The 13607-nt window shown below is 69.0% G+C and carries 15 protein-coding genes; 12 read left to right on the top strand and 3 right to left on the bottom strand.

Annotated elements, in window-relative coordinates:
* The first annotated feature begins 140 nt into the window (after nucleotides 1-140).
* The 7 genes from infA to truA all read left to right on the top strand — a co-directional run bounded on the left by infA (nucleotide 141) and on the right by truA (nucleotide 4408).
* Nucleotides 141-362 carry a translation initiation factor IF-1 gene (gene infA, locus ACWIHY_RS16675; protein ID WP_003956442.1) on the top strand — a complete coding sequence of 74 codons (222 nt, stop codon included), beginning with the start codon at nucleotides 141-143 and terminating at the stop codon, nucleotides 360-362.
* A 62-nt stretch (nucleotides 363-424) separates the two neighbouring features.
* Nucleotides 425-538 (top strand): 50S ribosomal protein L36, encoded by a 114-nt coding sequence (gene rpmJ / locus ACWIHY_RS16670; RefSeq protein ID WP_009740505.1) that lies wholly within the window; start codon nucleotides 425-427, stop codon nucleotides 536-538.
* A 193-nt stretch (nucleotides 539-731) separates the two neighbouring features.
* On the top strand, nucleotides 732-1112 hold the full coding sequence (rpsM, locus tag ACWIHY_RS16665; protein ID WP_028812356.1) for a 30S ribosomal protein S13: 381 nt from the start codon (nucleotides 732-734) through the stop codon (nucleotides 1110-1112).
* 64 nt (nucleotides 1113-1176) lie between these two features.
* Nucleotides 1177-1581, top strand: coding sequence for a 30S ribosomal protein S11 (rpsK, locus tag ACWIHY_RS16660; protein WP_017949643.1), 405 nt, complete (start codon nucleotides 1177-1179; stop codon nucleotides 1579-1581).
* A 148-nt stretch (nucleotides 1582-1729) separates the two neighbouring features.
* Nucleotides 1730-2752, top strand: a complete 1023-nt coding sequence (locus ACWIHY_RS16655; protein WP_003956430.1) for a DNA-directed RNA polymerase subunit alpha — start codon at nucleotides 1730-1732, stop codon at nucleotides 2750-2752.
* Nucleotides 2753-2931: 179 nt separating this feature from the next.
* Complete coding sequence (rplQ, locus tag ACWIHY_RS16650) at nucleotides 2932-3426, top strand: 50S ribosomal protein L17 (protein WP_454376388.1); 495 nt, start codon at nucleotides 2932-2934, stop codon at nucleotides 3424-3426.
* A gap of 88 nt (nucleotides 3427-3514) precedes the next feature.
* Nucleotides 3515-4408: a tRNA pseudouridine(38-40) synthase TruA gene (gene truA, locus ACWIHY_RS16645; protein ID WP_454376387.1), complete on the top strand. Its 894-nt coding sequence runs from the start codon at nucleotides 3515-3517 to the stop codon at nucleotides 4406-4408.
* Here truA and ACWIHY_RS16640 read toward each other — a convergent pair.
* Nucleotides 4382-5275, bottom strand: coding sequence for a hypothetical protein (locus tag ACWIHY_RS16640; RefSeq protein ID WP_454376386.1), 894 nt, complete (start codon nucleotides 5273-5275; stop codon nucleotides 4382-4384). The genes truA and ACWIHY_RS16640 overlap by 27 nt on opposite strands.
* A gap of 47 nt (nucleotides 5276-5322) precedes the next feature.
* Here ACWIHY_RS16640 and ACWIHY_RS16635 point away from each other — a divergent pair, with 47 nt between their 5' ends.
* From ACWIHY_RS16635 to glmM, 4 genes are all read left to right on the top strand, one after another.
* Nucleotides 5323-6951 carry an ABC-F family ATP-binding cassette domain-containing protein gene (locus ACWIHY_RS16635; protein WP_454376385.1) on the top strand — a complete coding sequence of 543 codons (1629 nt, stop codon included), beginning with the start codon at nucleotides 5323-5325 and terminating at the stop codon, nucleotides 6949-6951.
* Between the two features lie 266 nt (nucleotides 6952-7217).
* Nucleotides 7218-7661 carry a 50S ribosomal protein L13 gene (gene rplM / locus ACWIHY_RS16630; protein ID WP_069927435.1) on the top strand — a complete coding sequence of 148 codons (444 nt, stop codon included), beginning with the start codon at nucleotides 7218-7220 and terminating at the stop codon, nucleotides 7659-7661.
* A gap of 44 nt (nucleotides 7662-7705) precedes the next feature.
* Entirely contained in the window at nucleotides 7706-8233 is a 528-nt protein-coding gene (gene rpsI / locus ACWIHY_RS16625) for a 30S ribosomal protein S9 (protein WP_454376384.1), read from the top strand.
* 116 nt (nucleotides 8234-8349) lie between these two features.
* Nucleotides 8350-9708, top strand: a complete 1359-nt coding sequence (gene glmM / locus ACWIHY_RS16620) for a phosphoglucosamine mutase (protein WP_454376383.1) — start codon at nucleotides 8350-8352, stop codon at nucleotides 9706-9708.
* Here the strand turns inward: glmM and ACWIHY_RS16615 are convergent.
* Both ACWIHY_RS16615 and coaA read right to left on the bottom strand, forming a co-directional pair.
* A complete protein-coding gene (locus ACWIHY_RS16615; protein WP_454376382.1) occupies nucleotides 9705-10649 on the bottom strand; it encodes a DUF389 domain-containing protein in 945 nt (314 codons plus the stop codon). The genes glmM and ACWIHY_RS16615 overlap by 4 nt on opposite strands.
* Nucleotides 10650-10661: 12 nt before the next feature.
* Nucleotides 10662-11651, bottom strand: a complete 990-nt coding sequence (coaA, locus tag ACWIHY_RS16610) for a type I pantothenate kinase (protein ID WP_454376381.1) — start codon at nucleotides 11649-11651, stop codon at nucleotides 10662-10664.
* A 78-nt stretch (nucleotides 11652-11729) separates the two neighbouring features.
* Between coaA and glmS the strand changes: the two genes are divergently transcribed.
* Complete coding sequence (gene glmS, locus ACWIHY_RS16605; RefSeq protein ID WP_454376380.1) at nucleotides 11730-13604, top strand: glutamine--fructose-6-phosphate transaminase (isomerizing); 1875 nt, start codon at nucleotides 11730-11732, stop codon at nucleotides 13602-13604.
* The last annotated feature ends 3 nt before the right edge of the window (nucleotides 13605-13607 follow it).

The raw sequence follows: 13607 nt of genomic DNA, 5'->3' as shown, positions 1-13607 counted from the left end.
TGATCTTGACTGTTGGGCACACTTGCCGGATTCGTCTTTTCCGTGTGCCTGACGTAGACTGACTCGTCGGCTCGCGTGTACCCGTATGCCTGCATACGGATGCGTGAGTCGATCAAGGTAGCCGATTCGAAGGGCGAAGCGTGGCCAAGAAGCAAGGTGCCATCGAAATCGAGGGCACCGTGATCGAGTCCCTCCCGAACGCAATGTTCAAGGTGGAACTTCAGAACGGTCACAAAGTCCTAGCGCACATCAGCGGCAAGATGCGTATGCACTACATCCGCATCCTCCCGGATGACCGGGTCGTCGTGGAGCTGTCTCCGTACGACCTGACGCGTGGCCGGATCGTCTACCGGTACAAGTAGATCTTGCCCGCGCCCCGTGTCTCACGGGGTGATTGGCACTGACCCGGAGAACCTCACATCCCATGAAGGTCAAGCCGAGCGTCAAGAAGATCTGCGACAAGTGCAAGGTGATCCGCCGTCACGGCCGGGTCATGGTCATCTGCGAAAACCTGCGCCACAAGCAGCGCCAGGGCTGACGTACGACCCCCTGCATCTCGCAGAACTTCGCGCGACGCAAGCAAAAACGTAATTACGCAGAACCCAGTGCCCACGGGTGCTGACACCTCCGGCGGAGGCCGGGGACCTGGTCCGTACCACTCTCTCGAGGGAGAGGGGTCGGCGGCCACGGAGCGGTTCTGCGGAAGACCTCCGAACAAACAGGAGCCATGAATGGCACGCCTTGAAGGCGTTGACCTCCCGCGCGAAAAGCGTATCGAGGTCGCCCTTACCTACGTCTTCGGCATCGGTCGTACCCGTGCCCAGGAGACCCTCGCCGCTACCGGCGTGAACCCGGACACGCGCGTTCGTGACCTGGCCGAAGAGGACCTGGTCAAGATCCGCGAGTACGTCGACGTCAACTTCAAGACCGAGGGTGACCTCCGTCGCGAGGTGCAGGCCGACATCCGCCGCAAGGTCGAGATCGGCTGCTACCAGGGTCTGCGTCACCGCCGCGGCCTGCCGGTTCACGGCCAGCGCACCAGCACGAACGCTCGTACCCGCAAGGGCCCGCGTCGCGCGATCGCCGGCAAGAAGAAGCCGGGCAAGAAGTAGTCCTCAGCCGGACGCTTACCAGCGGTCTTCGCTGAGGACCGACCACCTCCCGTAGGAGTTATAGATGCCCCCCAAGGGTCGTCAGGGCGCTGTCAAGAAGGTGCGCCGCAAGGAAAAGAAGAACGTCGCTCATGGGCACGCCCACATCAAGAGCACGTTCAACAACACGATCGTCTCGATCACGGACCCCTCGGGCAACGTGATCTCCTGGGCCTCCGCCGGCCACGTCGGCTTCAAGGGCTCGCGCAAGTCCACCCCCTTCGCCGCGCAGATGGCCGCCGAGTCGGCCGCCCGCCGCGCGCAGGAGCACGGCATGCGCAAGGTCGACGTCTTCGTCAAGGGTCCCGGCTCCGGCCGTGAGACCGCGATCCGCTCCCTCCAGGCCACCGGCCTCGAGGTCGGCTCGATCCAGGACGTCACCCCCACCCCGCACAACGGATGCCGGCCGCCCAAGCGTCGCCGCGTCTGATCTGGTTGTTGCAGTGCGCAAGGAGTGAAGACCGACCTTCGTCTCCGAACGCGTTGTACTCGGGCGGTACGGTCCTTCGGGCCGTGCCGCCCGTACCCTTGTAACAGTTGGCATCAAATAGTGGGTGCCAAGACTGGAGGCATTTCTCATGCTTATCGCTCAGCGTCCGTCGCTGACCGAAGAGGTCGTCGACGAGTACCGCTCGCGGTTCGTGATCGAGCCCCTCGAGCCGGGCTTCGGTTACACCCTCGGCAACTCTCTGCGTCGTACGCTCCTCTCCTCGATCCCCGGTGCCGCTGTCACCAGCATCCGGATCGACGGCGTCCTGCACGAGTTCACCACCGTGCCGGGTGTCAAGGAGGACGTCACCGACCTCATCCTGAACATCAAGCAGCTGGTGGTTTCCAGCGAGCACGACGAGCCCGTCGTGATGTACCTGCGCAAGCAGGGCCCGGGCCTGGTCACCGCTGCTGACATCGCCCCGCCGGCCGGTGTCGAGGTCCACAACCCGGACCTCGTCCTCGCGACGCTGAACGGCAAGGGCAAGCTGGAGATGGAGCTGACCGTCGAGCGCGGTCGCGGCTACGTCTCCGCCGTCCAGAACAAGCAGGTGGGCCAGGAGATTGGCCGTATTCCGGTCGACTCCATCTACTCGCCGGTGCTCAAGGTCACGTATAAGGTCGAGGCGACCCGTGTCGAGCAGCGCACCGACTTCGACAAGCTGATCGTCGACGTCGAGACCAAGCAGGCCATGCGGCCGCGCGACGCCATGGCGTCCGCCGGTAAGACGCTGGTCGAGCTGTTCGGTCTGGCGCGCGAGCTCAACATCGACGCCGAGGGCATCGACATGGGCCCGTCCCCCACGGACGCCGCCCTTGCCGCCGACCTGGCGCTGCCGATCGAGGAGCTCGAGCTCACCGTTCGTTCGTACAACTGCCTCAAGCGCGAGGGCATCCACTCCGTGGGTGAGCTCGTGGCGCGCTCCGAGGCCGACCTGCTCGACATCCGCAACTTCGGTGCGAAGTCGATCGACGAGGTCAAGGCGAAGCTGGCCGGCATGGGCCTGGCCCTCAAGGACAGCCCGCCCGGATTCGACCCGACCGCCGCTGCCGACGCCTTCGGCGCCGACGACGACGCGGACGCCGGTTTCGTCGAGACCGAGCAGTACTGATCGTGCCCTGCGCCGGCGGCCGAGGCTCGGTCCTCAGTCACAGTCGCCGGACGGGCTTGACTGTGCCGGTGCGGGCCCGATGGGCCCGCACCGGAGCGTAAGACTTCCGGCGGGCACTAGCTCGTCGGTAACTGACACCGGTACCTGATACGGCCGGTGCAGACACAAGGAGAAACACCATGCCGCGTCCCGCAAAGGGTGCCCGTCTGGGCGGCAGCGCCGCGCACGAGCGTCTGCTTCTCGCCAACCTGGCGAAGTCGCTGTTCGAGCACGGCCGCATCACGACGACCGAGGCCAAGGCCCGCCGCCTGCGCCCCGTCGCCGAGCGCCTGGTCACCAAGGCGAAGAAGGGCGACATCCACAACCGTCGCCTGGTGCTGCAGACGATCACGGACAAGAGCATCGTGCACACGCTGTTCACCGAGATCGCCCCGCGGTACGAGAACCGCCCCGGTGGTTACACCCGCATCACGAAGATCGGCAACCGTCGTGGCGACAACGCCCCGATGGCGGTCATCGAGCTGGTCGAGGCCCTGACCGTGGCGCAGGCCGCCACCGGTGAGGCCGAGGCCGCGACGAAGCGTGCGGTGAAGGAAGACGCCCTCAAGAAGGACGAGGCTGTCGAGGAGACCGCTCCGGCCGCCGAGGCCGAGGGTGAGTCCAAGGACGCCTGAGCGTTCTGACACCACTGGGCGGGCCCGCATCACCCTTCGGGGCGGTGCGGGCCCGTTCTGGTTTTGATCCGTGGGAGAGGATTCGCTCGTGAGCGAGACCATTGAGGACACCGAGGGCGCGGCGCCGGGACACGTGCGGGTGCGGCTGGATCTTTCGTACGACGGGAAGGACTTCTCCGGGTGGGCGAAGCAGACCGAGCGGCGCACGGTCCAGGGTGAGATCGAGGACGCGCTGCGGACCGTGACGCGGTCCTCGCGCACGTACGAGCTGACGGTCGCCGGGCGTACGGACTCGGGCGTGCACGCGCGCGGGCAGGTCGCCCACGTCGACCTGCCCGAGGACGTGTGGGCCGAGCACCACGACAAGCTGCTGCGGCGGCTCGCGGGGCGGCTGCCGCACGATGTGCGGGTCTGGAAGGTGGCGGAGGCACCCGCGGGGTTCAATGCCAGGTTCGCGGCCGTCTGGCGGCGCTACGCGTACCGCGTGACGGACAATCCCGGGGGCGTCGACCCGCTGCTGCGCGGGCATGTGCTGTGGCACGACTGGCCCTTGGACGTCGACGCCATGAACCGGGCCGCCGAGAAGCTGGTCGGGGAGCACGATTTCGCGGCGTACTGCAAGCGGCGCGAGGGCGCGACGACCATCCGGACCCTCCAGCAGCTGAGCTGGGAGCGGGGGACGGACGGGGTCATCACCGCGACTGTGCGCGCCGATGCCTTCTGCCACAACATGGTGCGCTCGCTCGTCGGCGCGATGCTGTTCGTCGGCGACGGGCACCGGGACGCGGACTGGCCGGGGAAGGTGCTGGCGGCGGGCGTACGGGACTCGTCTGTCCATGTCGTACGCCCGCACGGCCTCACGCTGGAGGAAGTCGGCTATCCCGCCGACGCGTTGCTGGCGGAGCGGGCTCGCCAGGCGCGCAACATGCGGACCCTGCCCGGTTCGCCGGCCGGCTCACTGGCCGGCGGTGGCTGCTGCTGACGCCTGGGTCTTCCCGCGCTGGTGGATCTGGCGGAATGTGAACTCCGCGAGGTCGTCGCCGGTGGTGAAGACGTCACGGTCGGCCTGCGTGACGTTCTTGCCGGTGGTGAAGCCGCTCACGGTGAAGTAGGCGTAACGGCCGTATGCGTTGGTGGTCTTGCGGCAGACCGAGCCGCCCCGGCAGAACGTGGGGACGCCGGCGCCGGGGAGAGAGGCGAGGCCCCCGCTCGCCTGCTCCTTGGCCTTGGCGGCCTGGGCGGCGGTGTCGAAGACCGCGACGCCCACGGTGACGGCCACGCCGCTCTTGAAGTACGTCGCGCGGACGACCTGGTCGCAACCGTTGCTGGTGAGTACGGAGCCCAGTGCCCCCTGGGTCGCGGCGGAGCAGCTGGTCGTGCGGTTCGTCGCGCCCTTGGTGTACGAGCGGTCGCCCATCTTCAGCTTCTTGCCGGGGAAGAGGGTGTCGGCGCTCAGCGGCAGCTTGTCCTTCTTCGCGCTGGAGATGAAGTCCCGGGGATTGGGCGGGGGCGGGGGCGCCTGGGAGGAGAACGAGGGGCCGGGCTGCGCGGACTCGGTCGGCAGGGTCTCGGGCGTCGGCAGCTCGCTCGCGGAGTTGGTGTGGTCGGTGTTCGTGCTGTTGCTGTTCGTCGTGACGACCGCCGTGGCGACGATCGCGCCGATCACGGCGGTCGCCAGGACGCCGCCGCCGATGTAGGTCCATCGCTTGCGGCGGGCGCGCGCGGCGGAGGCGTCGGCCAGCGCCGCCCAGTCCGGCGTGTCCGCTGACGACTGTGTTCCGTACGGATCGTGAGGGCTCTGCTGTCCCTCGGGGCCACCCCAGGAGGGCCCCCCTTGCCCAAAGCTCATGCCGCGCATCCTAAACCGGTTGGGTGATGCGGCGGACGACGGCGAGAATGCGGAGCATGGGACATCTTGAGGCCGCACACGTCGAGTACTACCTGCCGGACGGGCGGCCGTTGCTCGGCGACGTCTCCTTCCGGGTCGGGGAGGGCGCTGTCGTGGCCCTGGTCGGGCCCAACGGAGCGGGCAAGACGACCCTGCTCAAGCTGATCTCCCGGGAGCTGCAGCCGCACGGCGGGTCCGTGACCGTCAGTGGCGGGCTCGGGGTGATGGGCCAGTTCGTGGGGTCCGTACAGGACGAGCGGACCGTACGGGACCTGCTGGTGTCGGTGTCCCCGGACCGGATCCGGGAGGCGGCCGCCGCCGTCGACAGGGCGGAGCACGGGATCCTGACCGTGGACGACGAGAAGGCGCAGATGGCTTACGCGCAGGCGTTGTCCGACTGGGCGGAGGTCGGCGGGTACGACGCCGAGACCGTCTGGGACATGTGCGCGATGGCGGCGCTGGGGATCGCGTACGACAAGGCGCAGTTCCGCGCGGTGCGGACGCTCAGCGGGGGTGAGCAGAAGCGGCTCGTACTGGAGGCCCTGCTGCGGGGGCCCGACGAGGTGCTGCTGCTCGACGAGCCGGACAACTATCTGGACGTGCCGGGCAAGCGGTGGCTGGAGGAGCGGCTGAAGGAGACCCGCAAGACGGTCCTCTTCGTGTCCCACGACCGCGAGCTGCTCTCGCGGTCCGCCGACAAGATCGTGAGCATGGAGCCGGGGCCGACGGGGGCCGACGCGTGGGTGCACGGCTCCGGCTTCGACACCTTCCACGACGCGCGGGCCGAGCGGTTCGCGCGGTTCGAGGAGCTCTTGCGCCGGTGGGAGGAGGAGCACGCGCGGCTCAAGGCGCTGGTGCTCAGGCTGCGGGGGCAGGCCGCGAGCAGCCCGGACATGGCGTCGCGGTACCGGGCCATGCGGACGCGGTTCGAGAAGTTCGAGGAGGCGGGACCGCCGCCGGAGCCGCCGCGCAAGCAGGACATCCGGATGCGGCTGCGGGGCGGCCGCACGGGGGTGCGGGCCGTCGTGTGCAAGGAGCTCGAGCTCACCGGGCTGATGAAGCCGTTCGACCTGGAGGTCTATTACGGGGAGCGGGTCGCTGTGCTCGGGTCGAACGGGTCCGGCAAGTCGCACTTCCTGCGGCTGCTCGCCGGGGAGGACGTCCGGCACACGGGGGAGTGGAAGCTGGGCGCGCGGGTGGTGGCCGGGCACTTCGCGCAGACGCACGCGCATCCCGAGCTGGTCGGCCGGACGCTCGTCGACATCCTGTGGTCCGAGCACTCCAAGGACCGGGGCGGGGCGATGGGCGCGCTGCGGCGGTACGAGCTGGAGCGCCAGGGGGACCAGGCGTTCGACCGGCTGTCGGGCGGGCAGCAGGCGCGCTTCCAGATCCTGCTGATGGAGCTGGAGGGGACGACCGCGCTGCTCCTCGACGAGCCGACGGACAACCTCGACCTGGAGTCCGCCGAGGCGCTGCAGGAGGGGCTGGAGGCGTACGACGGGACGGTGCTGGCCGTGACGCACGACCGGTGGTTCGCGAAGTCCTTCGACCGGTATCTGGTCTTCGGTTCGGACGGGGTCGTACGGGAGACGACGGAGCCGGTGTGGGACGAGCGGCGGGTGGAGCGGGCGCGGTAGCGGGCGCGCTGGGGGGCGCGCCGCGCGGGGAGCGGTGTGCGGGCCCGCCGGGCCGTTTTGACCCGTACGGGGGCAGGCGGGTAAGCTTCCAGTTCGTTATGCGTATTGGCTTGGTCGTTCTCACGCGAGGGGCCCTTACGCCGGTCCACCGGGCCGATGACCAGCGGCAGGCAGACGGGTTGCGTCCCCGGATGCCGCCAAGGCTGTCGTGATCGTCCCAGTGGCCTTGTCAGGACCCACTCACTGAAGAAGCGAAGGCTACGACCGTGCGTACGTACAGCCCCAAGCCCGGCGATGTCACGCGCCAGTGGCACATCATCGACGCGCAGGACATCGTCCTGGGCCGTCTGGCGACGACTGCCGCCACCCTCCTGCGGGGCAAGCACAAGGCGATCTACGCCCCGCACATGGACATGGGTGACTTCGTCATCATCGTCAACGCCGACAAGGTTCACCTGTCCGGCAACAAGAAGACCCAGAAGATGGCGTACCGCCACTCCGGTTTCCCGGGTGGTCTGCGCTCCGTTCGTTACGACGAGCTGCTGGCGAAGAACCCCGAGAAGGCCGTCGAGAAGGCCATCAAGGGCATGATCCCCAAGAACACCCTGGGTCGTCAGATGCTCTCGAAGCTGAAGGTCTACGCAGGTCCCGAGCACCCGCACGCTGCCCAGCAGCCGGTGCCGTTCGAGATCACCCAGGTCGCGCAGTAGTTCCGGCCACACCCCCTAAGAACGAAAGAAATCTGAGGAGAATCGTGGCCGAGACCACTGTCGAGACGCCCGTCGAGGGTTCCGAGAACGAAGAGACCTTCGCCGAGGTGACCACCTTCGAGTCCGAGGTCCCCGTCGAGGGCGAGTACACAAGCGAGTCCCTCGCGGGCCGCTTCGGTGACCCGCAGCCCGCGGCCGGCCTGGGCCGTCGCAAGAACGCCATCGCCCGCGTCCGGATCGTCCCGGGCACCGGCAAGTGGAAGATCAACGGGCGTACGCTCGAGGACTACTTCCCGAACAAGGTTCACCAGCAGGAAGTCAACGAGCCCTTCAAGGTGCTCGAGCTCGACGGCCGCTACGACGTCATCGCCCGCATCGCGGGTGGCGGTGTCTCCGGTCAGGCCGGTGCGCTCCGTCTCGGTGTCGCCCGTGCGCTGAACGAGGCGGACGTGGAGAACAACCGCCCGGCGCTGAAGAAGGCCGGCTTCCTTTCCCGCGACGACCGTGCGGTCGAGCGCAAGAAGGCCGGTCTCAAGAAGGCCCGTAAGGCGCCGCAGTACAGCAAGCGCTAATCCGCCTGCTCGCCTGTTTCAGACGTTCGCCCCGGCGGCACCTTGTGTGCTGCCGGGGCGTTCGTCTATGGCTTTGTAGCCAGCTTGCATTTTCGGAGCATTTTCGGAGGACACCAGTGGGACGACTCTTCGGCACTGACGGTGTGCGCGGTGTCGCCAACGCGGACCTGACGGCCGAGCTCGCGCTCGGTCTGTCGGTCGCGGCGGCGCACGTACTCGCCGAGGCGGGCACCTTTGAGGGCCATCGGCCGACCGCCGTGGTCGGACGTGATCCGCGTGCGTCGGGGGAGTTTCTGGAGGCCGCCGTCGTGGCGGGTCTGGCGAGCGCGGGCGTCGACGTGCTGCGCGTGGGCGTGCTGCCCACCCCCGCGGTGGCGTACCTGACGGGCGCGCTCGGCGCCGATCTCGGCGTCATGCTCTCCGCGAGTCACAACGCCATGCCGGACAACGGTGTCAAGTTCTTCGCGCGCGGCGGGCACAAGCTGGCCGACGAGCTGGAGCACCGGATCGAGGCCGTGTACGAGCAGCACCGGACCGGTGAGCCGTGGGCCCGGCCGACCGGGGCGGGCGTCGGCCGGGTCTCGGACTACGACGCGGGCTTCGACCAGTACATCGCGCATCTGATCGGCGTACTGCCGAACCGGCTCGACGGGGTCAAGGTCGTTCTCGACGAGGCGCACGGTGCCGCTTCGCGTGTCTCTCCGGAAGCCTTCGCCCGGGCCGGCGCGGAGATCGTCACCATCGGCGCCGATCCGGACGGACTGAACATCAACGACGGGTGCGGCTCCACGCACCTGGAGATGCTCCAGGCCGCCGTCGTCGAGCACGGTGCCGATCTCGGGATCGCCCACGACGGCGACGCCGACCGGTGCCTGGCGGTGGACGCCGAGGGCCGTGAGGTCGACGGCGACCAGATCCTGGCTGTGCTCGCCCTCGCCATGCGCGAGGCCGGTCAGCTGCGGAAGAACACCGTCGTCGGCACCGTCATGTCGAACCTCGGCTTCAAGCTGGCCATGGAGCGCGAGGGCATCGAGCTTGTGCAGACCGCCGTCGGCGACCGGTACGTCCTCGAGTCGATGAAGGCCGAGGGGTACGCCCTGGGCGGCGAGCAGTCCGGGCACGTGATCGTGCTGGACCACGCCACCACCGGCGACGGCACCCTGACCGGCCTGATGCTGGCCGCGCGGGTGGCCGCCACCGGGCGTACGCTCGCGGACCTCGCCGGGGTCATGAGCCGGCTGCCGCAGATCCTCATCAACGTGCCCGACGTCGACAAGTCGCGCGTCGGCACCTCCGCCGAGCTGGCGGCCGCCGTCGCCGACGCCGAGCGCGAGCTGGGCGCCACGGGACGGGTCCTGCTGCGCTCCTCGGGCACCGAGCCGCTCGTGCGGGTCATGGTCGAGGCGGCCGACATCGAGCAGGCGAAGGCGGTCGCGGGGCGGCTCGCCGACGTGGTGAAGTCCGCGCTCGGTTAGGCGTTCCTCGCGGCGGTACGCTCGCGCTGCCTGGCCCAGAAGAACTTCTGGGCGAGCAGCGTGAGCGTACCGGCGACGACGATGCCGAGCAGGTTCAGCAGGAGCTGCTCGGAGGAGCCCCAGGTCTGGCCCAGGTCGCCGTAGCTCAGCGCCACCGCGGCGTTGGCAGCGGCCGGGACCGTCGTCACGGAGATGGCCACGCCCACCAGGGCGCCGGACTTGGCCGACGTGAGGGACAGCATGCCGGCCGCGCCCGCCAGTACGGCCACGACGAATGAGAACCAGTCGGGGGCGTAGATGAAGCCCGTGTTCGGGCGGTCGGCGTCCAGTTTCGCCTCGGTGAACAGGCCCGTCGCGCTCATGAAGAGGCTGAACAGGACCGCGACCGCCATCGCCACCGCGAAGCCCACGATCAGCGCGGTGAACGAGCGCCACGCCAGCTTCGGGGCGCGCTGCACCAGCGCCGTGCAGAAGCCGGCCAGCGGGCCGAACTCCGGACCCACCGCCATGGCGCCCACGATCAGGATCGCGTTGTCGAGCACCACGCCGCAGGCCGCGATCATCGTCGCCAGCGACAGGAACGCGATGTAGGTGACGGAGAGCGTCGACTCCTCGTGGGTCGCGTCCGTCAGCTGTTCCCACAGCACCGCGTCCGCGCCCTCGCCCGGCGCGTCCTTCTCCGCCCGGTCGGCCCGCTCGGACAGCGACAGGTCGATGTTCTCGACGGCGATCGAACCGGTCTCGTCGATGCCGAGGGCGCGGAGCGCGCTGATGAGGTCGTCACCCGCCTCCCGTGCCACGTCGCACAGGACGAGGTCGCCCTGGGGGTCGCGGGCCGCTCCGGGGACCACGGCGAGGTGCGTCGTGCCGACCGTCTTCTCCACCGTGCGGACGACCTCGTCGGTGCGGTCGGCGGGGACGATCAGGCGTAGGTGAAGCACGGCACGTACTCCTCAGAGTTTGCGGAGCGAGAGGCGCTTGACCTTGTGGTCGGGGCCCTTGCGCACCACCAGCGTGGCACGGCCGCGCGTTGGCGCCACGTTCTCCAGCAGGTTGGGCTTGTTGATGGTCCGCCACATCGTACGGGCGTAGTCCAGGGCCTCTTCCTCCGAGACCTGGGTGTACTTCCTGAAGTACGAGGAGGGGTCCTGGAACGCCGTCGCGCGCAGCTTGCGGAAGCGGTTGAGGTACCAGGTCTCGATGTCCTCGGCGCGGGCGTCGACGTACACGCTGAAGTCGAAGTAGTCGGCGAGGCCGACCCTGGTGCGGCCGTCCTTGCCGGGGAGCGCCGGCTGGAGGACGTTCAGGCCCTCGACGATCAGGATGTCGGGGCGGCGGATCGTGAGGCGCTCGCCCGGGACGATGTCGTAGATCAGGTGGGAGTAGACGGGCGCGGTGACCTCGTCCTTGCCGGCCTTGATGTCGGCGACGAAGCGGGTGAGGGCGCGGCGGTCGTACGACTCCGGGAAGCCCTTGCGGGACAGCAGCCCGCGGCGTTTGAGCTCCTCCATCGGGTACAGGAAGCCGTCGGTGGTGAGGAGCTCGACGTGGGGGTGCTCGGGCCAGCGGGCCAGCAGGGCCTGGAGCAGACGGGCGACGGTCGATTTGCCCACGGCGACGCTGCCCGCGACTCCTATGACGAAGGGGGTGCCGCGCTGTGAGCCGTGGCCGTTGGCCGGGTCGCCGAGGAAGGTGTTCAGGGCGCCGCGCAGGCCCGAGGTGGCCTGTACGTACAGATTGAGCAGGCGGGACAGTGGGAGGTAGACGTCGCGCACCTCGTCGAGGTCGATGACGTCGCCCAGGCCGCGGAGCTGTTCGAGTTCCTCCGCGGTCAGGGGAAGCGGCGTCTTCTCGCGCAGCGCGCTCCACTCCGCCCGGGTCAGGTCCAGGTACGGCGACGCGTCGGCCCGGCGCTGGGCGCTTCGTGGCGGCGAAGTGATCACATCAACATTGTCGGGTGTGCGGGGGCGTCGTGGGTGGTGTGCTCGGTCACGTGGGGGCGTCGGCCGTAGGGTGCGGACATGTGCGGAATCGTGGGGTACGTCGGCGGGCAGTCGGCGCTTGATGTTGTCGTCGCGGGACTGAAGCGGCTCGAATACCGGGGCTACGACTCGGCCGGCGTGGCCGTCCTGGCAGACGGTGGCCTGGCCGCGGGGAAAAAGGCGGGCAAGCTCGTCAACCTGGAGAAAGAGCTGGTGGGACGGCCGCTGCCGACCGGCGTCACCGGCATCGGACACACCCGGTGGGCCACGCACGGCGGGCCCACCGACGCCAACGCGCACCCGCATCTGGACAACGCGGGGCGCGTAGCCGTCGTACACAACGGGATCATCGAGAACTTCGCGGCGCTGCGGGACGAGCTCGCCGGGCGCGGGCACGAGCTGGTGTCGGAGACCGACACGGAGGTCGTGGCGCATCTGCTCGCCGAGTCGTTCTCCTCGTGCGGGGACCTGGCGGAGTCGATGCGGCTGGTGTGCCGGCGGCTCGACGGGGCGTTCACGCTGGTCGCCGTGCACGCGGACGAGCCCGACGTGGTGGTGGGGGCGCGACGGAACTCGCCGCTGGTGGTGGGCGTCGGGGAGGGGGAGGCCTTCCTCGCGTCCGATGTCGCCGCTTTCATCGCGCACACACGGTCGGCGATCGAGCTGGGACAGGACCAGGTCGTCGAGCTGCGGCGGGACGAGGGCGGGGGCGGCGCCGCCGGGGTGGCGGTCACGGTCACCGATTTCCACGGTGCGCCCGTCGAAGTGCGGTCGTACCACATCGACTGGGACGCCTCGGCGGCCGAGAAGGGCGGCTACGACTACTTCATGCTCAAGGAGATCGCCGAGCAGCCGAAGGCCGTCGCCGACACGCTGCTGGGGAGGATCGACCCGGGCGGGTCGCTGACGCTGGACGAGGTGCGGATCCCCGACGCCGTGCTGCGGGAGGTCGACAAGATCGTCGTGGTGGCCTGCGGGACCGCGTATCACGCGGGGATGATCGCGAAGCTGGCCATCGAGCACTGGACGCGGATCCCCTGCGAGACCGAGCTGGCGAGTGAGTTCCGGTACCGCGATCCGATTCTCGACGCGAAGACGCTGGTGATCGCCATCTCGCAGTCCGGCGAGACCATGGACACCCTGATGGCGCTGCGGCACGCGCGGGAGCAGGGCGCGAAGGTTCTGGCCGTGTGCAACACGAACGGGTCCACCATTCCGCGGGAGTCGGACGCGGTGCTCTACACACATGCCGGGCCCGAGGTCGCCGTCGCCTCCACCAAGGCGTTCCTGACCCAGCTGGTCGCCTGCTACCTCGTCGCCCTGTATCTGGCGCAGGTGCGCGGGTCCAAGTGGGGCGACGAGGTCCGGGACGTCGTGCGCGAGCTGTCCGAGATCTCGGGCGCGGTGGAGCGGGTCCTGGGGACGATGGAGCCGGTGCGGGAGCTGGCCCGGTCGCTGGCCGGGAAGAACACGGTGCTTTTCCTGGGGCGGCATGTGGGGTACCCGGTGGCCCTGGAGGGTGCGCTCAAGCTGAAGGAGCTCGCGTACATGCATGCTGAGGGATTCGCCGCGGGCGAGCTCAAACACGGGCCCATCGCGCTCATCGAGGACGATCTGCCGGTGGTCGTGGTGGTGCCCTCGCCCCGGGGGCGCTCCGTTCTGCACGACAAGATCGTGTCGAACATCCAGGAGATCCGGGCGCGGGGGGCTCGCACGATCGTGATCGCGGAGGAGGGCGACGAGGCGGTGGTTCCGTACGCCGATCACCTGGTCCGGATTCCGGCCACGCCGACGCTCCTGCAGCCGTTGGTCTCCGCCGTGCCGTTGCAGGTCTTCGCCTGCGAGCTGGCCACGGCCCGGGGCAACGAGGTGGACCAGCCCCGGAACCTGGCCAAGTCCGTGACGGTGGAGTGAGCG

The organism is Streptomyces sp. NPDC055287, assembly GCF_053646035.1.
This window is presented reverse-complemented; position numbering and strand designations above follow the sequence as displayed.

Excerpts from the sequence above, each read along its gene's own strand:
- rpmJ (WP_009740505.1), top strand. The coding sequence starts at position 425 with ATGAAGGTCAAGCCGAGCGTCAAGAAGATCTGCGACAAGTGCAAGGTG.
- glmS (WP_454376380.1), top strand. The coding sequence starts at position 11,730 with ATGTGCGGAATCGTGGGGTACGTCGGCGGGCAGTCGGCGCTTGATGTT.
- rpsK (WP_017949643.1), top strand. The coding sequence starts at position 1,177 with ATGCCCCCCAAGGGTCGTCAGGGCGCTGTCAAGAAGGTGCGCCGCAAG.
- rpsM (WP_028812356.1), top strand. The coding sequence starts at position 732 with ATGGCACGCCTTGAAGGCGTTGACCTCCCGCGCGAAAAGCGTATCGAG.
- ACWIHY_RS16635 (WP_454376385.1), top strand. The coding sequence starts at position 5,323 with ATGCGGAGCATGGGACATCTTGAGGCCGCACACGTCGAGTACTACCTG.
- ACWIHY_RS16640 (WP_454376386.1), bottom strand. The coding sequence starts at position 5,275 with ATGAGCTTTGGGCAAGGGGGGCCCTCCTGGGGTGGCCCCGAGGGACAG.
- ACWIHY_RS16655 (WP_003956430.1), top strand. The coding sequence starts at position 1,730 with ATGCTTATCGCTCAGCGTCCGTCGCTGACCGAAGAGGTCGTCGACGAG.
- rplQ (WP_454376388.1), top strand. The coding sequence starts at position 2,932 with ATGCCGCGTCCCGCAAAGGGTGCCCGTCTGGGCGGCAGCGCCGCGCAC.